The following is a 17,097-nucleotide window of genomic DNA, read 5'->3' as shown; positions in this document are numbered from 1 at the left end:
GCGGTGTTGCGGCCCAAGGTGGACGCGGCGTGGAACCTGCACGAGCTCACCCGTGACCTGGACCTGTCGGCGTTCGTGATGTTCTCCTCGGCCGCCGGAGTCTTCGGTGACGCGGGACAGGGCAACTACGCCGCCGCCAACGTCTTCCTGGACGCGCTGGCGGCGCACCGCAGGGCTCAGGGGCTGGCCGGACTCTCGCTGGCCTGGGGCTTCTGGAACCAGCGCAGCGGCATGAGCGCCCATCTGGACGACACCGACATCGCGCGCATGGAGCAGTCCGGTGCCCGAGGCCTCTCCTCCGAGGAGGGGATCGCCCTGTTCGACGCGGCCCGCGCCTTCGACGAGGCGCTGCTCGTGCCGATCCACCTCGACCTCACCGCGCTGCGGGCAGGGTCCGCCGCGCCACCGGCGTTGCTGCGAGGACTCGTCCGCACCCCGGCCCGCCGCGAGGTGACGGCGTCCGCCACCCGCGCGTCCGGCGGTGGCTCTCCCCTGCGACGGCAGCTGGAAGGACTCCCCGAGGCCGAGCGGGACCGCGTGCTCGTCTCGCTGGTCCGTACGCAGGCCGCCACCGTGCTCGGTCACACCGACGCCGACTCGGTGCCGCCGGGTCGCGCCTTCAGGGAACTGGGCTTCGACTCCCTCACCGCCATCGAACTGCGCAACCGGCTCAACAGCGCCACCGGCCTGCGCCTGCCCGCCACCCTCGTCTTCGACTACCCGACCCCCGAGGCCCTGGCCGAGCACCTCAGGGGCAGACTGCTCGGAGCAGGAGTCTCCGCCGCGCACGCCGAGCCGCTCGCGCCGGTCTCGACGGCCGCGGACGACGACCCCATCGTGATCGTCTCCATGAGCTGCCGCTACCCCGGCGGCATCGACTCGCCGGAGGCGTTGTGGCGGCTGCTGGCCGAGGGCGGGGAGGCCATCTCCGAGTTCCCCGCCAACCGGGGCTGGGACCTGGAACGGCTCTTCGACCCCGACCCCGCCCGGCACGGCACCAGCTACGCGCGCGGCGGCGGCTTCATGCACGACGCGGGCGAGTTCGACGCGGGCTTCTTCGGTATCTCGCCGCGCGAGGCCCTCGCCACCGACCCGCAGCAGAGGTTGCTTCTTGAGGCGTCCTGGGAGGTGCTGGAGCGCGCGGGGATCGCCCCCGACGCGCTCAAGGGCAGCTCCACCGGCGTGTTCGTCGGAGCTTCGAGCACCGGATACGCCACCGGGCTGGCGAAACTGCCCGAGGGCGTCGAAGGCTACCTGCTCACCGGCAACTCCAGTTCGGTGATGTCCGGCAGGGTGGCCTACGTGCTCGGCCTCGAAGGCCCGGCCGTCACGGTGGACACCGCCTGCTCGTCGTCGCTGGTGGCACTCCACCTCGCCTGCGACTCCCTGCGACGGGGCGAGAGCACGCTCGCGCTGGCCGGCGGAGTGACGGTGGTCTCCACTCCCGAGCTCTTCGTGGAGTTCAGCCGTCAGCGCGGCCTCGCCCCCGACAGCCGGGTCAAGTCCTTCGCGGACGCCGCGGACGGCACGGTGTTCTCCGAGGGCGTCGGCATGGTCGTCCTGGAGCGTCTGTCGGACGCGCGTCGCAACGGTCATCCGGTGCTGGCGGTGGTGCGGGGCAGTGCGGTCAACCAGGACGGTGCCAGCAACGGCCTGTCGGCTCCGAACGGACCCTCCCAGCAGCGCGTCATCCGCCAGGCGCTCACCAACTCCCGTCTCGCGCCGTCAGACGTCGACGCGGTGGAGGCGCACGGCACCGGCACCACGCTCGGCGACCCGATCGAGGCCCAGGCGCTGCTCGCCACCTACGGTGAGGGCCGCTCCCCGGAGCGTCCGCTCCGGCTGGGCGCGATCAAGTCCAACATCGGCCACACCCAGTGCGCCGCCGGGGTCGCGGGCGTCATCAAGATGGTGCTCTCCATCCACAACGGCATGCTCCCGCGTACCCTCCACGTGGACGCGCCCACCTCCCACGTCGACTGGTCGGCGGGTGCGGTGTCGCTGCTCACCGAGGCCGTCGAGTGGCCGGAGAACGGTCACCCGCGCCGCGCGGGCGTGTCGGCCTTCGGTATCAGCGGTACCAACGCCCACGTCATCATCGAGCAGGCCCCCGCGCCCGCCCCCGTCGACACCGACAGCGGCATCGACACCGAGGCCGAGGTCGAGGAGGGGCTGCCGACTCCGGTGGCGGAATTCGCCGGAGGGTTGCCGTTGCCGTTCGTGGTGTCGGCGCGCAACGAGGAGGCGTTGGGCGCGCAGGCCGCGCGTCTGGCCGGGCACATCGAGGAGCGGCCGGAGGTCGGTCTGCTGGATGTGGCGTACTCGCTGGCGACGACGCGTGCTGCCCTCGATCATCGTGCGGTGGTGGTGGGCGGGGACCGTGGAAGTGTGGTGGCCGGGTTGTCGGCGGTAGCCGGTGGTTCGGGTGTGGTGCGGGGTCGGGTGGGTGATGGCCGGGTGGCGGTGTTGTTCACCGGTCAGGGCAGCCAGCGGGCCGGGATGGGCCGGGAGCTGTACGACCGTTTCCCGGTGTTCGCGACCGCGTTGGACGCGGTGATCGCCGAGCTGGACCCGCTGCTTGAGGGGTCGCTGCGTGAGGTGCTGTTCGCCGAGCCGGGATCGGCCGAGGCGGAGGCGCTGGATCGGACCGGGTGGGCGCAGCCGGCGCTGTTCGCGGTGGAGACGGCGTTGTTCCGGCTGGTGGAGTCCTGGGGAGTGGCGCCGGATGTGCTGGCCGGGCACTCGGTCGGGGAGATCGCGGCGGCGCATGTGGCGGGGGTGTTGTCGTTGCAGGACGCGTGTGCGTTGGTGGCGGCGCGGGCGCGGTTGATGCAGGCGTTGCCTGCCGGTGGGGCGATGGTGTCGGTGCGGGCCTCCGAAGGGGAGGTCGCCGCTCTGCTGGCCGGGCGCGAGGAGCAGGTGTCGGTCGCGGCGGTGAACGGTCCCGCGTCGGTGGTGATCTCCGGGGTTGAGGAGGCCGTGCTGGAAGTGGCCGCCGCCTTGGAGGAGCGGGGGATCAGGGCGAAGCGGTTGCGGGTGTCGCACGCGTTCCACTCGCCGTTGATGGATCCGATGCTGGAGGAGTTCCGCGCCCTGGCCCGGACGCTCACCTACGACCCGCCGCGGATTCCGATCGTGTCGACGTTGACGGGGGAGTCGGCGACGGCGGAGCGGTTGTGTTCGCCGGAGTACTGGGTGGAGCAGGTGCGCGGTGCGGTGCGGTTCGCCGATGGGGTGGGGGTGTTGGCTTCTGCGGGGGTGGAGACGTTCGTGGAGGTGGGGCCGGACGGGGTGTTGTCGGCGATGGGGCAGGAGTGCCTGGCCGGCGATGGTTCCGGTGACGGTGTTGGTTCGGGGGTGGGGTCCGGGGCGCTGTTCGTGCCGGTGATGCGCCGGGATCGTGGTGAGGCTTCGGAGTTGGTCACCGCGTTGGGCGTCTTGCATACGCGGGGGGTGGCTGTTGACTGGGAGGCGTTCTTCACCGACGCCGCCACCGCCGCGTCCGTCGCTCCAGCCGAGGTGACCGCCGAGAGCGGCACGGCCACGGGTGCGGTCGCCGTGGACGGCGCCGTGGCGCGTGCGAGGAAGGCACACAGGGTGGCGTTGCCGACGTACGCCTTCCAGCACCGCCACTACTGGCTGGAGACCGGCGACCTCACCGCCGACGCGTCCGGTTTCGGACAGGTACCCGCCGAGCACCCCCTCCTCGGCGCGGTGGTGGCGTTGCCCGAGTCCGGCGGCGCCGTGCTGACCGGACGTGTCTCGCTGAGCAGCCATCCCTGGCTGGCCGACCACACCATCCTGAACACCGTCATCGTGCCGGGCACGGCCTTCGTCGAGCTCGCCGTCCGCGCGGGAACCCAGGTCGGCTGTGACACCGTCGAGGAACTCACCCTGGAGACCCCGCTGGTCCTTCCCGGCAGGGAGGGCGTCGCGCTCCAGGCGGTCGTGGGAGGCGCCGACGACTCCGGCCGCCGCCCGCTGTCGCTGTACTCGCGGACCGGCACGGGCGACGAGCCGTGGACCCGGCACGCCACCGGCCTCCTCGCGCCGTCCGGTCCGTCCGGCGACTTCGACCTCGGCGAGTGGCCGCCACCCGGCGCCGAGCCTGTCGAGCTCACCGGCCTCTACGAGCGACTGGCCACCGAGGGGGCCGGCTACGGCCCGGCCTTCCAGGGGCTGCGCGCCGCCTGGCGACGGGACGGCGAGGTGTTCGCCGAGGTCGCGCTGCCCGAGAGCGTCGCCGCCGACGCCGCGCTCTTCGGCGTCCACCCGGCCCTGCTGGACGCCGCGCTGCACGCCATCGAACTCGGCGAACCGGCCGAGCCCGGCAGGCCCGTCGAGCTGCCGTTCGCCTGGAACGGCGTCGCCCTGCACGCGACCGGCGCCTCGTCGGTGCGGGTGAAGGTCTCCAGGAACGGTTCCGACACCGCCTCGCTCCAGGTGGCCGACGGCACCGGTGCCCCGGTGGTCACCATCGGGTCGCTGGCCATGCGCCCGGTCTCCGGCGAAGGGCTCGGTGCCGCCCGCGACTCGCTGTACCGGGTGGACTGGACGGCGCTGCCCGTCGTCGAGGGCGACGGGGAGTGGGTCGTCCTCGGGGCCGAGGACGACCGGCTGGGCCGGGCGCTGCGCTCGGCGGGACTCGACGTCTCCTTCGTCGCGGACCTCGACGCGTTGCGCGCCATGCCCGTCAGGCCGAAGACCGTACTGGTTCCGGCCCTCTCCGGCGGGGACGGCAGTGCGACGGAGACGGCGAGGACCGCGACACTCCGTACCCTGGACCTGCTCGGCACCTGGCTCGCCGACGACCGTCTCGCCGGGACCAGGCTGGCCGTGGTGACCCGCGGCGCGGTCAGGACCGGCTCCGGCGACGGCGCGCCCGACCTCGCGCAGGCTCCCCTGTGGGGCCTGGTCCGCGCGGCGCAGGCGGAGAATCCGGGCAGGTTCCTCCTCCTGGACGTGGACGGCTCCGACGACTCCCACCGCGCGCTGCCCGGCGTGCTGGACGTGGGCGAGTTCGAACTGGCACTGCGCGACGGCCTGGCCATGGTGCCGCGCCTGGCCAGGACCGGCTCGGCGGGCCTGTTGACACCACCGGCCGGCGGGGAAGCCTGGCGGCTGGAGGTGACCAGGCAGGGCACGCTGGACAACCTCGCGCTGTCCGCGTGCGACGCCCGTGATCGGCCACTGGAGCCCGGCGAGGTGCGCGTGGCGATCCGCGCCGGCGGCCTGAACTTCCGTGATGTCATGATCACCCTCGGCATGTATCCCGGCCGGGCCGATCTGGGCGCGGACGCCGCCGGGGTGATCACCGAGGTCGGACCCGGGGTGGTCGGCCTCGCGCCCGGCGACCGCGTGATGGGCCTCATCGACGCCTGCTTCGGCCCGTACGCGGTGGTCGACCACCGGATGGTCGTGTCGATCCCGGCGGGCTGGTCCTTCGCCGAGGCGGCGTCGGTACCCGCTGTGTTCGCCACCGCCTACTACGGCCTCGTGGACCTGGCGGACCTCAAGGAAGGGGAGTCGGTGCTGGTCCACGCGGCGGCCGGTGGCGTCGGCATGGCGGCCGTCCAGCTCGCCGCTCACCTGGGCGCCGAGGTGTTCGGCACGGTGAGCGACGGCAAGCGGGACGCACTGCGGGCCCTGGGCGTCCCCGACGACCGCATCGCCTCCTCCCGCGACCTGGACTTCAGGAGCCGCTTCCTGGAGGCCACCGGTGGCCGAGGCGTAGACGTCGTGCTCAACTCGCTGGCCCGGGAGTTCGTGGACGCCTCCTTGGACCTGCTGCCGCGCGGCGGCCGGTTCGCCGAGATGGGCAAGACCGACGTGCGATACCCGGAGGAGGTCGCTGCACAGCATCCCGGAGTCGACTACTGGGCGTTCGACCTCTCCGACGTCGGCCCCGACCGGACCGCGGAGATCCTGGCCGAGTTGGTCCGGCTGTTCGAACGGGGTGTGCTCACCCCGCCGCCGATCCGCACCTGGGACGTACGCCGCGCGCCCGAGGCGTTCCGGTTCATGGCGCAGGCCAGGCACGTCGGCAAGCTCGTGCTCACCGTGCCCGCGCCGCTCGATGGGAACGGCACGGTGCTCGTCACCGGTGGCACCGGCGGTCTCGGCGCCCTCGTCGCGCGGCACCTCGTCACCGGTCACGGAGCCCGCCACCTCGTACTGGCCGGTCGGCGGGGCATCGACGCCCCTGGTGCCGAGCGGCTCCGCGACGAACTGACCGGGCTCGGAGCCGAGGTCACCGTCGCCTCGTGCGACGTCTCCGACAGGGAGGCCCTGGCCGCGCTTCTGGGCGACCTGCCCGGCGGCCACCCGCTCACCGCGGTCGTCCACACGGCCGGAGTCGTGGCCGACGGCGTCATCGGGTCGCTCTCGCCCGGCCAGGTCGACACGGTCTGGCGGCCGAAATCCGACGCGGCCTGGCACCTGCACGAGCTCACCCGCGGCCTCGACCTGTCCGCGTTCGTGCTCTTCTCCTCCTCGGCGGGCACGCTGGACGGTGCCGGGCAGGGCAACTACGCGGCGGCGAACGCCTTCCTGGACGCACTGGCCGAGCACAGAAGGTCCGCGGGCCTGCCCGCGGTCTCCCTCGCCTGGGGCATGTGGGCACCCGAGATCGGCGGCATGACGGCACAGCTCGGCGAGACCGACCTGCGCCGGCTGCGTGCCTCCGGCCTGCTGCCGCTCACGGCCGAGGCCGGGATGGCGTTGCTCGACCGGTCGCTCGACTTCGGGGAGGCCACCCTGGTCCCCATCCGGCTGGATCTGGCGGCCCAGCGCTCACGGGCCGAGGCGCTTCCCGCGATGCTCCGCGGCCTGATCACCACCAGGACTCGCCGGGCGGTCCGCGAGGCGGCTTCGGCCCCGGTCGAGCAGTCGTTGCGGCAGCGGCTGGAGTCGCTGTCGGCCACCGGCCGCGACCGCCTGCTGCTGGACCTGGTGCGCACCCACGTCGCCGCGGTCCTCGGACACCTGGACGGTGACGCGGTCGATCCGCTCAGGCCGTTCAAGGAGCTGGGTTTCGACTCGCTGACCGCTGTGGAACTCCGTAACCGGCTCGGCGCCGCCACCGGCGTGCGGCTGCCCGCGACCCTCATCTTCGACTACCCGACCCTGGCCTCGGTCGCCGACCACATCAGGACCGAACTCGTCGCCGACGAGCCGCCCTCGGCGACGTTGGAGGCGGAGCTCGCCAGGCTCGAACACGCGATGGAGACCGCGGCGCCCGATCCGGTGGAGCACGAGAGGATCACCGGCCGACTGCGCGCGCTCACCTCCAGATGGATCGAGACACACCGGAGGGAGGCGACGACGACCGGTGGGACCGAGTTGGAGTCGGCGACCGCGGACGAACTGTTCGACATCCTCGACAGTGAGCTGTGACGGGCTTCGACCTGGGATGGACTCCTCGCGCCTCGCGCGAGGAGGTCCTGCCCCGGGACATCCGGGCCCTCACCGCCACCCGTCGCAGGGATGAGCCGTATGGCCCCTCCGGCCGATGTGCCGGCTATCAGCCGCTGATTACGCTTCGGCCTATGGACAGCGAAGGGTTCCGCGCGGAGAGTCAGGAAGTCGAGGAGATCGTCCGGCTCGACTCGGTGCAGAAGACCTACCGGAGCGGAGCGGACGTCGTCGTCGCTCTGGGAGGTGTGACGATCGGCTGCCCGCGCGGCAGCCTCACCGCGATCATAGGGCCGTCCGGGTCGGGCAAGAGCACGCTGCTGCAGTGCGCGGCCGGGCTCGACAGGCCGACCTCGGGAACGGTGACCCTTGAGGGGAGGGAGCTGAACGGGCTCGACGAGGCGGCGCTGACGGAGTTGCGCCGTGAACGGATCGGCTTCATCTGCCAGAAGTTCAACCTGCTGCCCGCACTGGACGTGGAGGAGAACGTCGTCCTGCCCCTCTCCCTGGCGGGCAGGGCCGCCGACCCTTCGCTGCTCGCCGAGGTGATGCGCAGGGTCGGGCTGGCCGACAGGACGCGCCACCGGCCGTACGAACTCTCCCCAGGACAGCGCCAGCGGGCCGCCATCGCCCGTGCCCTGGTCACCCGCCACCCGGTGATCTTCGCCGACGAGCCGACCGGCGCGTTGGACGCCCGCGCCACCGAGGGTGTCCTCGGGCTGCTGCAGGAGGCCGTGCACGAGGGCGGCCGGACCGTCGTCATGGCCAGCCACGACCCGCTGGTCGCCTCCTACGCCGATCGCGTCGTCTTCCTCGCCGACGGCCGCGTCGTCGACGAGCGGAGCCTGCCGATGGACAGGGCGGTGGTCCAGAGGATGTCCCACCTCGGCATCTGGGACAGGCCACCGAGGCCCGAAGGGGGGAACGTCGGCTGATGTGGCGCCTCGCCCTGCGCACGCTGTCCTTCCGCAAGGATGTCTTCGCCGCCGTCTTCACCGCGATGCTCCTCGGTGCCGTGATCGTCTCGGCTGCCGGTGCGCTGATGGAGACCGGCATCCGGGGGAAGGTGCCGCCCCAGCGCCTGGCGGGGGCGCCGATCGTGATAGTCGGTGACCCGTCCTATCCGCTGCCCAAAGCCGACCCTCGGGACGAGGACACCGAGTGGACGCGGTTGACCGAACGCGTGCGGCTCGGTGTCGGCCTGCTCGACACCCTGAGGGCCGTCCCCGGGGTGGACCGGGTGATCGGTGACCTGTCGTTCCCCGCCACGGTCCTGCTGGGGGATCGGCCCGCGGGCGTCGGGCACGACTGGAGCTCCGCCCGGCTCGCACCGTACGAGCTGGGCACCGGCACGCCACCGGGGAGTTCGGGAGAGGTGGTGCTCGACGCCACGCTGGCCCGGCGTTCCGGCGCCGGGGTGGGAGACCGGGTCGAGGTCGCGGTCGGCGGCGTCGCCGAGACCTACCGGGTCACCGGTGTCGCCGCGCCCGCGGACGGTCGCGCGGTCACCGAGGCGGCGATGTTCTTCTCCGCCCCCGACACCCGGCGTCTGGCCGGGCACCCCGGCACCGTCGACGCCGCCGCGGTCCTGCCCGCCCGGGGGATCGACGCCGGGGTGCTCCACTCGCGGATCCAGGCCGCGCTGCACGGTCACATGGCGACGGTCCTGGTCGGTGACGACCGCGGACTGGCCGAGTTCCCCGAGGGCAGGGACGGCGGCGAGAACCTCGTCGTCATCTCCGGGGTGACCGCGGGGACGACGCTCCTGGTCGCCGCACTCGTCGTGGCGGGCACCCTCGGCATGTCGGTCGAGCACCGCAGTCGGGAAATGGCGCTGCTGAAGGTGATGGGCACGTCCCCGGCGCGGATCCGGCGCATGGTGTCCGGAGAGGGGATGACGGTCTCGGTGCTCGCCGTCGTGCCGGGCTGCCTGCTCGGCCCCTACCTCGGACACTGGTTGTTCGGGCGGTTGGTGGCCGACGGGCTGGTTCCCGAGGTCATGCCGTTCCAGCAGAGCTGGATCCCGGTCGTGGCCGCCATCGCGACGTGCCTGCTCGCCGCCGCGGCGGCGGTTTTCCTTCCGGCGAGGCGGGCGTCGATGATCCCGGCCGTCGAGCGGCCCGCCGACACCGTGCCCGAGCGGCGGCCGCTCGGGCCGGCGCGGTCGGCGATCGCGCTGGTCTGCCTCGCCGGCGGCGCGGCGCTCGCCGTCTCGGCGGCGGTGGCGTCCCGCCCACCCGGGGTGATCGCCGTCTGTCTCACCGTGATCGCGCTCTCGGTGGGGCTGACCCTGGTCGCCCCCCGCATGACGGTGGCGATGACCGAGGCCATGCGCCGGCCGGTCCGCGCGGTCTTCGGCCAGCCGGGGCACCTCGCCATCCTCAACACCCGCGCGCGGACCGTCCGGGTGGCCGCCACGGCCACGCCCATCATGCTCGTCACGGGAATCGCCCTGGCCAACGTCTACCTCCAGATGTCCCCGGCGGGCGTGGCCGAGCGCGCGTACGTCAGGGACCTGCGCGCCGACGTCGTGCTCACCGCGCAGACCGGCGGCCTGGCCACCGATATGCTCGCCCGGGTCCGGTCGATCCCGGGTGTCGCGGGGGCCTCGGAGTTCGTGACCGGCACCGTGTTCCTGGAGAGCCCGTACGACGCCTGGCAGGGCGAGGACGGATGGCCGGTCCGGGGGATCACCGCGGAGGGCGCCGAGCACGTCATGAAGCTCAGGCTCACCGCCGGCACGCTCACCGGGCTGCGCGGGCACAGCGTCGCGCTGGCCGAGGGGCACGCCCGGCAACTCGGCCGCGGCCTCGGCGACACGGTCAGGATCCGCCTGGGCGACGGACACGCGGCCGATCTGAGGATCGTCGCGCTGCTGTCGGCGAGGGCGGGTGCCGAGACGGTCCTGATGCCCGCCGACCTGCTGGCCCAGCACACCACGGCCGGCCTGCCGCCCCAGATCCTCGTGCGCGCGGTCTCGGACGGAGACGTCCCTCGGGTGGCCGCGGCCCTGGCCGGGGTGGCGCGAGCCGTGCCGGGGCTGCGGGTGAGCGGCGACGACGTGTTGTCCGGCCCGCACACCGAACGGCAGCGGACGCGGGCATGGGTGAATCACCTGCTCATCGGCACGACACTCGCCTTCGTCGTGATCTCGGTGATCAGCACCCAGGCGGCGGGCGCGGTACGACGGCGCAGGGAGTTCAGGCTGCAACGGCTGATCGGCTCCAGCCGGGGGCAGATCCTGCGGATGATGGGCGTCGAGGGGGTCCTGGTCGCCGTCATCGGCGTCGTGCTCGGCACCGCGTGCTTCGTGCCCTTGCTGCTGCCCTTCACCATCGCGGTCAACGGCTCCCCGCTTCCCTCAGGACCGGTGTGGCTCTACGTCATCGTGGTCTGCTCCGTCGGCCTGTCCGCGCTCATGGGAGCTCTGTCGCCCGCGTGGATCGTCACCCGTCCCCGCCGCGTCCGCTCCGCCGACTCCGGGGGCTCCTAGCGGGTCACGGGTCGCCGGATACCGGTGCCTGCCTTCCCCTCGGCCGGCCCGCGTGGCCCCGGTCGCGAGGGGCCGTCGCGCGCGATGTTCCAGCCGGGGTTCACCGTCTGGTCCACCGGCTAGGGGAGGGGGCACGACACCCCCTCCCTTCGCCGTTCCGGCACGTCTCCACATGCTCTGACCTGGTCGTGCCGCCGACGGTCGCCCCGGAAGCCGGGGTTCTCCTCAGGGGAGGCTGAGGGGTGCGCTAGGGGTCGGTTTCATCGCACCGACATAGGTAGCGTGCTACTTGGTTCGGCATGGAAAGCGGCGGACAGCGGTTTTCCCCACCTTCTGGAATCGGTGCGGGTTACCCGTGACCGTGAAGCACGAAGACGAATTCGCCGATCTCGCGGTAGGCAGTCTGATCTCGTTTGAATGAAATCCGGAGGAAATCTTCATGCGCGTCCTATTCACCCTGCATGCCGCGAACGCCCATCTCTTTCTGGTGGTCCCGATCGCGTGGGCGCTGAAGGCCGCGGGCCACGAGGTGATCGTCGCCACCCAGCCGGACATCCTCGACGAGGTCACCCGGACCGGTCTGACCGCGGTATCGGTGGGTGAGATGTCCAACGTGGCCGAGCGGCTCGCGACCGTCCCCGCTGACCAGCAGATCTTCGGTTCCGGCTACGACATCGCCGAGGAGCGGCCCGACGTCCTCACCTACGAGTACGTGCGCGACTGCATGGCCTCCTTCGCCTCACCCCTCGCGTTGGATTTCATCACGGACGAGTCGATGTACGACGACCTCGTCGCCTTCTGCCGCCACTGGCGTCCCGACCTGGTGGTCTGGGACTCGATCACCTTCCCCGGCCCGGTGGCGGCCCGGGCCTGCGGCGCCGCGCACGTCCGATCGACCTTCGGCAGGGACCACTGGGGACGGATGCGCTCGCTGTTCCTGCGGTTGAGGGAGACGCGGCCGGGGCACCTCGTCGAGGACCCGGTGGCCGACTGGGTCACCGCGAAGCTGGCGAGGTACGGCTGCGAGTTCCGCGAGGACACCATCCTGGGCCAGGCCACCATCGACTCGATGCCGGTCTGGACGCGCTTTCCCGTCGAGCACGACTACCTGCCCGTCCGTTTCGTCCCCTACAACGGCCCCGCCGTCTTCCCGGACTGGTTGCGCGAGGCCGGATCCGGGCGGCCCCGGGTCTGCTTCACCCTCGGCGTGTCAGGGCGCGAGGTGTGGGGCGGGAACGGCAGCATCGGAGCCGCCGACCTGTTCGAGGCCGTGGCCGACCTCGACCTCGAACTGGTCGCGACCCTCAACACCGCCCAACTCGATCCGGGGGTGAAGGTTCCGGACAACGTGCGGATCGTCGACTACGTCCCGCTCAACTCCCTGCTGCCGGGTTGTGCGGCGATCGTCCATCACGGCGGCACCGGGACGTTCGGGACCGCGATCGCGCACGGGATTCCGCAGCTCGTCGTCCCCGCGAAACTCTACGACGAGGCGGGTATGGCCCGGCGGCTGGCCGCCGAGGGCGCGGGCCTCGTCCTTGAGCCGGAGGACCTCTCGGCGCGGACGCTCAGGGAGAACCTGCTGCGCCTGATCGACGAGCCGTCGTTCAGGGAGAACGCGACCCGGCTCGGGGGCATCGCCGAGGCCACCCCGGCCCCGCACGATCTCGTACGCGACCTGGAAGGGCTGGTCGCCCGCCACCGGGCGGAGAGCGGCGAGCCGACGCCGGCCGGCTGAGGTTCGCCGGCGATTCACCGGAACGCCGAACACGGGCCGCCCCGCGACGCGAGCGCCCTTTTCCTTTACGCCTCGACCCGAGACGCACGGTTCGACCGGGTGAGGCCTCCGAACGGTCTGACAGGGGTGACGTGGTGGAGAACGACGGCAAACTTCTCGATTATCTGCGGCGGGCGACGACCGATCTGCGGGAGGTCAGGCAAAGGCTGCGAGAGGCCGAGCGCAGGGAGACCGAGCCCATCGCGATCATCGGGATGAGCTGCCGGTTCCCCGGGGGTGTGGACAGCCCGGAGGCGCTGTGGCGACTGCTGGCCGAGGGCGGCGACGCCATCTCCTCGTTCCCCGAGGACCGTGGCTGGGACGTCGACGACCTCTACGACCCCGACGCGGACCGTCCGGGCAAGAGCTACACGCGCTCGGGCGGCTTCCTCTACGACGCGGCGGGGTTCGACCCGGCCTTCTTCGGGATCAACCCCCGGGAGGCGGTGGCGATGGATCCCCAGCAGCGGCTGCTGCTGGAGACCGCCTGGGAGGCGTTCGAGGACGCGGGGATCGATCCGCTGTCCGCGCGGGGCAGTGCCGTCGGCGTCTACGCGGGGGTGATCTACCACGACTACGGCTCCAGGGCCCGCGTCGTCCCCGACGAACTCGGCGGCTACATCGGCAACGGCAGCGACGGCAGTGTCGCCTCCGGGCGGGTCGCCTACGTACTGGGCCTGGAGGGGCCCGCGGTCTCGGTGGACACCGCGTGCTCCTCGTCCCTGGTGGCGCTGCATCTGGGGGTTCAGGCACTGCGTCAGGGCGAGTGCTCGATGGTGCTGACGGGTGGCGTGACGGTCATGTCCACGCCGAGCACCTTCGTGGAGTTCAGCCGCCAGCGGGGCCTCGCCCCCGACGGCCGCTGCAAGGCCTACGCCGCCGCGGCGGACGGCACCGGCTGGGGCGAGGGCGTGGGCATGCTCCTGATGGAACGCCTCTCGGACGCCCGGCGCGCCGGACACCCGGTCCTGGCGGTCATCCGCGGCTCGGCGATCAACCAGGACGGCGCCAGCAGCGGGCTGACCGCGCCGAACGGACCCGCACAGCAACGGGTCATCCGCCAGGCGCTGGCCAACGCGCGTCTGTCGGCCGCCCAGATCGACGCCGTCGAAGGACACGGCACCGGCACCGGCCTCGGCGATCCGATCGAGGCGCAGGCGCTGCTCGCCACGTACGGGCGGGAACGCCCCGAGGGCAGGCCGCTCCGCCTGGGCTCGATCAAGTCGAACATCGGCCACACGCAGGGGGCCGCCGGCGTCGCCGGTGTGATCAAGATGGTGCTGGCGATGCGGCACGGCGTCCTGCCCCGTACCCTGCACGTGGACGAGCCCTCACCGCACGTCGACTGGTCGGCCGGTGACGTCACGCTGCTGACCGAGGCCGAGACCTGGGAGAACGGCGGCGCCCCGCGCAGAGCCGGCGTCTCCTCCTTCGGGGTGAGCGGCACCAACGCGCACGTCATCCTGGAGGAGGCCCCACCGCCCACGCCGGAGAGCGCGGACGGTACGGACAGCGCGAGCGGTACGGACACGGAGGGCGACGTCGCCGACGGGTACGGCTCATCCCCTGTGCTGCCCTGGGTGATCTCGGGAAAGGGCGAGGAGGCGCTGCGTGCCCAGGCGGAACGCCTCGCGGCGCACGTGGACGCGGACGCCGGGCTGTCGCCGGTCGACGTCGGGCACGCCGCCGTCACCTCCCGCGCGGCCTTCCCGCATCGCGCCGTGGTGGTCGGCACCGGCCGTGCCGACCTGCTGGCGGGCGTGCGCGCCGTCGCCGGACACGACGCCGCGCCGAACGTCGTGCGCGGTGTCGCCGTCCCCGACCCGAAGGTGGTGTTCGTCTTCCCCGGGCAGGGAGCGGCGTGGGCGGGGATGGCCGTCGAGCTGATGGACTCCTCACCGGTGTTCGCCGCCCGGATGGCCGAGTGCGCCGACGCGCTCGCGACCTTCGTCGACTGGAAGCTCGTGGAGGTGCTGCGCGGCGAGCCGGGCGCGCCACCGCTGGGACGGATGGACGTGGTGCAGCCCGCGCTGTGGGCCGTCATGATCTCACTGGCCGAGCTGTGGCGCTCGTACGGTGTCGAACCCGACGCCGTCGTCGGTCACTCGCAGGGAGAGGTCGCCGCCGCCTGCGTGGCGGGCGCGCTGTCGCTGGAGGACGGCGCCCGGGTGGTCGCGCTCCGCGGCCTCGCCATCGGCGAGGAGTTGTCCGGCCACGGGGAGATGATGGCGGTCTCGCTCCCGGCCGAGCGGATGCGGGAACTGCTGGCACCCTGGGGCGACCGCGTGGCGGTGGCCGCGGTTAACGGTCCCGGATCCGTGGTGCTCTCCGGCGAGACGCAGGCCCTGAACGAGTTGCTGGAGCGGCTGGTGGCCGACGGCGTCCGCGCCAGGAAGATCCCCATCGACTATCCGTCGCACTCGGCCTACGTGGAGCCGCTCAGGGAGCGGATCCTGGCCGACCTGGAAGGGATCACCCCCAGGTCGGCGGAGGTGCCCTTCTACTCCACGGTGACCGGCGAGCCGATCGACACCGCGGAGCTCGACGCCGGTTACTGGTACGCCAACCTCAGGCGGCAGGTGCGCTTCGAGGAGGCCACCCACGCGCTGGTTCGGGAGGGGCACGGGCTGTTCATCGAGATCGGCCCCCACCCGGTGCTCACCGTGGGCGTCCAGGAGACCGTGGACGCTGCGGCCGGTACCGCGGTCGTCGTCGGCTCCCTGCGGCGCGACGAGGGCGGCATGAACCGGTTCGTCACCTCGCTGGCCGAGGCGTACGCGCACGGGGCGCCGGTGAACTGGGAACCGTTGTTCGCCCCCCACGACCCTCGCCCGGTGAAGCTCCCCACGTACGCCTTCCAGCGCGAGCGGTACTGGCTGGACGCCACCGACGCGATCGACCTGGCGTCCACCGGCCTGACCGCGGCCGGTCACCCGCTGCTCGGCGCGGCGGTGACCTCGGCGGGAACCGGCGAGGTCCTGCTGACCGGACGGCTGTCGACGCGCACGCACCCGTGGCTCGCCGACCACGCCGTGGCGGGCACGGTGCTGCTGCCGGGTACGGCGTTCGTGGAGCTGGCGATGCGTGCCGGTGACCGGGTGGGGTGCGGGACGGTGGACGAGCTGACGCTTGAGGCACCGCTGCCGCTGAGAGAGGGCGGTGTGCAGGTGCAAGTGTCGGTGGGGGCGTCGGACGAGACGGGCCGCCGCCCGGTCACCGTCCACTCCCGTCCCGAGGGCACCGACGACGAGGCGGACGCGCCCTGGACCCGGCACGCCACGGGTTTCCTCGTCGCCGACATCCCCTCAGAGCCCTTCGACCTGGCCGAGTGGCCTCCGGCGGGTGCGACGGCACTGGAGGTGGACGGCCTGTACGAGCGGCTGGCGGGCCAGGGGTACGAGTACGGCCCGCTGTTCCAGGGGCTGCGGGCGGCCTGGCGGCGCGGCGAGGAGATCTTCGCCGAGGTCGCCCTTCCCCAGGACGCGCGAGGAGAGGCGGGGAGGTTCGCCCTGCACCCGGCGCTGCTGGACGCCGCCCTGCACGCCGAGGCGCTGCTGGATGGCGGGTCCGGCGAGGTGAGCCTGCCGTTCGCCTGGTCCGGCGTCTCCCTGCACGCCGAGGGGGCCGCCGAGCTGAGGGTGCGTCTGTCGCCCGCCGGCACCGACACGGTCTCGCTCCGGCTCGCCGACGTCTCGGGGAGCCCGGTGGCCTCCGTGGAGTCCCTGCTGTCGCGCCCCCTCCCGGCGGACCGGCTTTCCGCGGCGGCCGACGCCCGCCGCGACTCCCTCTTCCGGGTGGACTGGACGGTGCCGCCACTCGCCGAGATCCCCGCCGGGCAACGGTACGTGGTGCTGGGCGCCGACGGGATCGGGCTGGCCGAGGCGCTGCGCGCGACCGGTGCGGAGATCGAGGAGTTCGAGGATCTGGGGTCGTTGGCGGCCTCCGAGGTCGTTCCGGATCTGGTGTTCGTCCCCTTCCAGCCTTCCGAGGGGGAGGAGGACGGAGATGTCGCGGCTCGGGTACGGGCGGCGACGCACCGGGCTCTGCGGCTGGTGCGGGAGTGGCTGGCCGAGGAGCGGTTCGGGCCGGCGCGGCTGGTGGTGGTGACCCGTGGCGCGGCAGCCGTGCACGGCGGTGACGTCACCGACCTGGCGGGCGCCGCGGCCCTTGGCCTGCTGCGCGCCGCCCAGGCGGAGAACCCGGGCCGCCTCCTGCTGGTGGACCTCGACGAGAGCCCCGTTTCCGGTACGGCGTTGCTCACCGCGACGACCCCGGACGAGCCGCAGGTGGCCGTACGTGATGGAAAGGCGTGGGCGCCGCGCCTGGCGCGGGCGGCGGGTGGGGACGGGCTCGCGGTGCCGGCGGGGGTGGCCGAGTGGCGGTTGGACGCGCCGGTCAAGGGGAGCCTGTCGGA

General features: G+C 72.8%; 5 protein-coding genes. All 5 read left to right on the top strand.

The window, feature by feature from the left end:
* The first annotated feature begins 3 nt into the window (after nucleotides 1-3).
* Nucleotides 4-7,395 carry an SDR family NAD(P)-dependent oxidoreductase gene (locus ACFY3D_RS39355; protein WP_389989611.1) on the top strand — a complete coding sequence of 2,464 codons (7,392 nt, stop codon included), beginning with the start codon at nucleotides 4-6 and terminating at the stop codon, nucleotides 7,393-7,395.
* 152 nt (nucleotides 7,396-7,547) lie between these two features.
* Nucleotides 7,548-8,348, top strand: a complete 801-nt coding sequence (locus ACFY3D_RS39350; RefSeq protein WP_389989609.1) for an ABC transporter ATP-binding protein — start codon at nucleotides 7,548-7,550, stop codon at nucleotides 8,346-8,348.
* The gene (locus ACFY3D_RS39345; protein WP_389989607.1) at nucleotides 8,348-10,906 is read left to right on the top strand and encodes an FtsX-like permease family protein; all 2,559 of its coding nucleotides are present in this window, start codon (nucleotides 8,348-8,350) and stop codon (nucleotides 10,904-10,906) included. Before ACFY3D_RS39350 ends, ACFY3D_RS39345 begins: the two co-directional genes overlap by 1 nt.
* 439 nt (nucleotides 10,907-11,345) lie before the next feature.
* On the top strand, nucleotides 11,346-12,644 hold the full coding sequence (locus ACFY3D_RS39340) for an activator-dependent family glycosyltransferase (protein WP_389989605.1): 1,299 nt from the start codon (nucleotides 11,346-11,348) through the stop codon (nucleotides 12,642-12,644).
* A gap of 131 nt (nucleotides 12,645-12,775) precedes the next feature.
* Nucleotides 12,776-17,097, top strand: a 4,322-nt coding sequence (locus ACFY3D_RS39335) for a type I polyketide synthase (RefSeq protein WP_389989603.1), incomplete at its 3' end; no start/stop codon positions are given.

The sequence above is a fragment of the Streptosporangium sp. NPDC000509 genome, assembly GCF_042898365.1.
Lineage (GTDB): Bacteria > Actinomycetota > Actinomycetes > Streptosporangiales > Streptosporangiaceae > Streptosporangium.
The sequence above is the reverse complement of the archived record's forward strand: the minus strand, read 5'-3'. Positions and strand labels throughout refer to the sequence as shown.

What these genes read in the sequence shown, in the direction of transcription:
- ACFY3D_RS39345 (WP_389989607.1), top strand. Translation starts at nt 8,348, where the DNA reads ATGTGGCGCCTCGCCCTGCGCACGCTGTCCTTCCGCAAGGATGTCTTC.
- ACFY3D_RS39340 (WP_389989605.1), top strand. Translation starts at nt 11,346, where the DNA reads ATGCGCGTCCTATTCACCCTGCATGCCGCGAACGCCCATCTCTTTCTG.
- ACFY3D_RS39350 (WP_389989609.1), top strand. Translation starts at nt 7,548, where the DNA reads ATGGACAGCGAAGGGTTCCGCGCGGAGAGTCAGGAAGTCGAGGAGATC.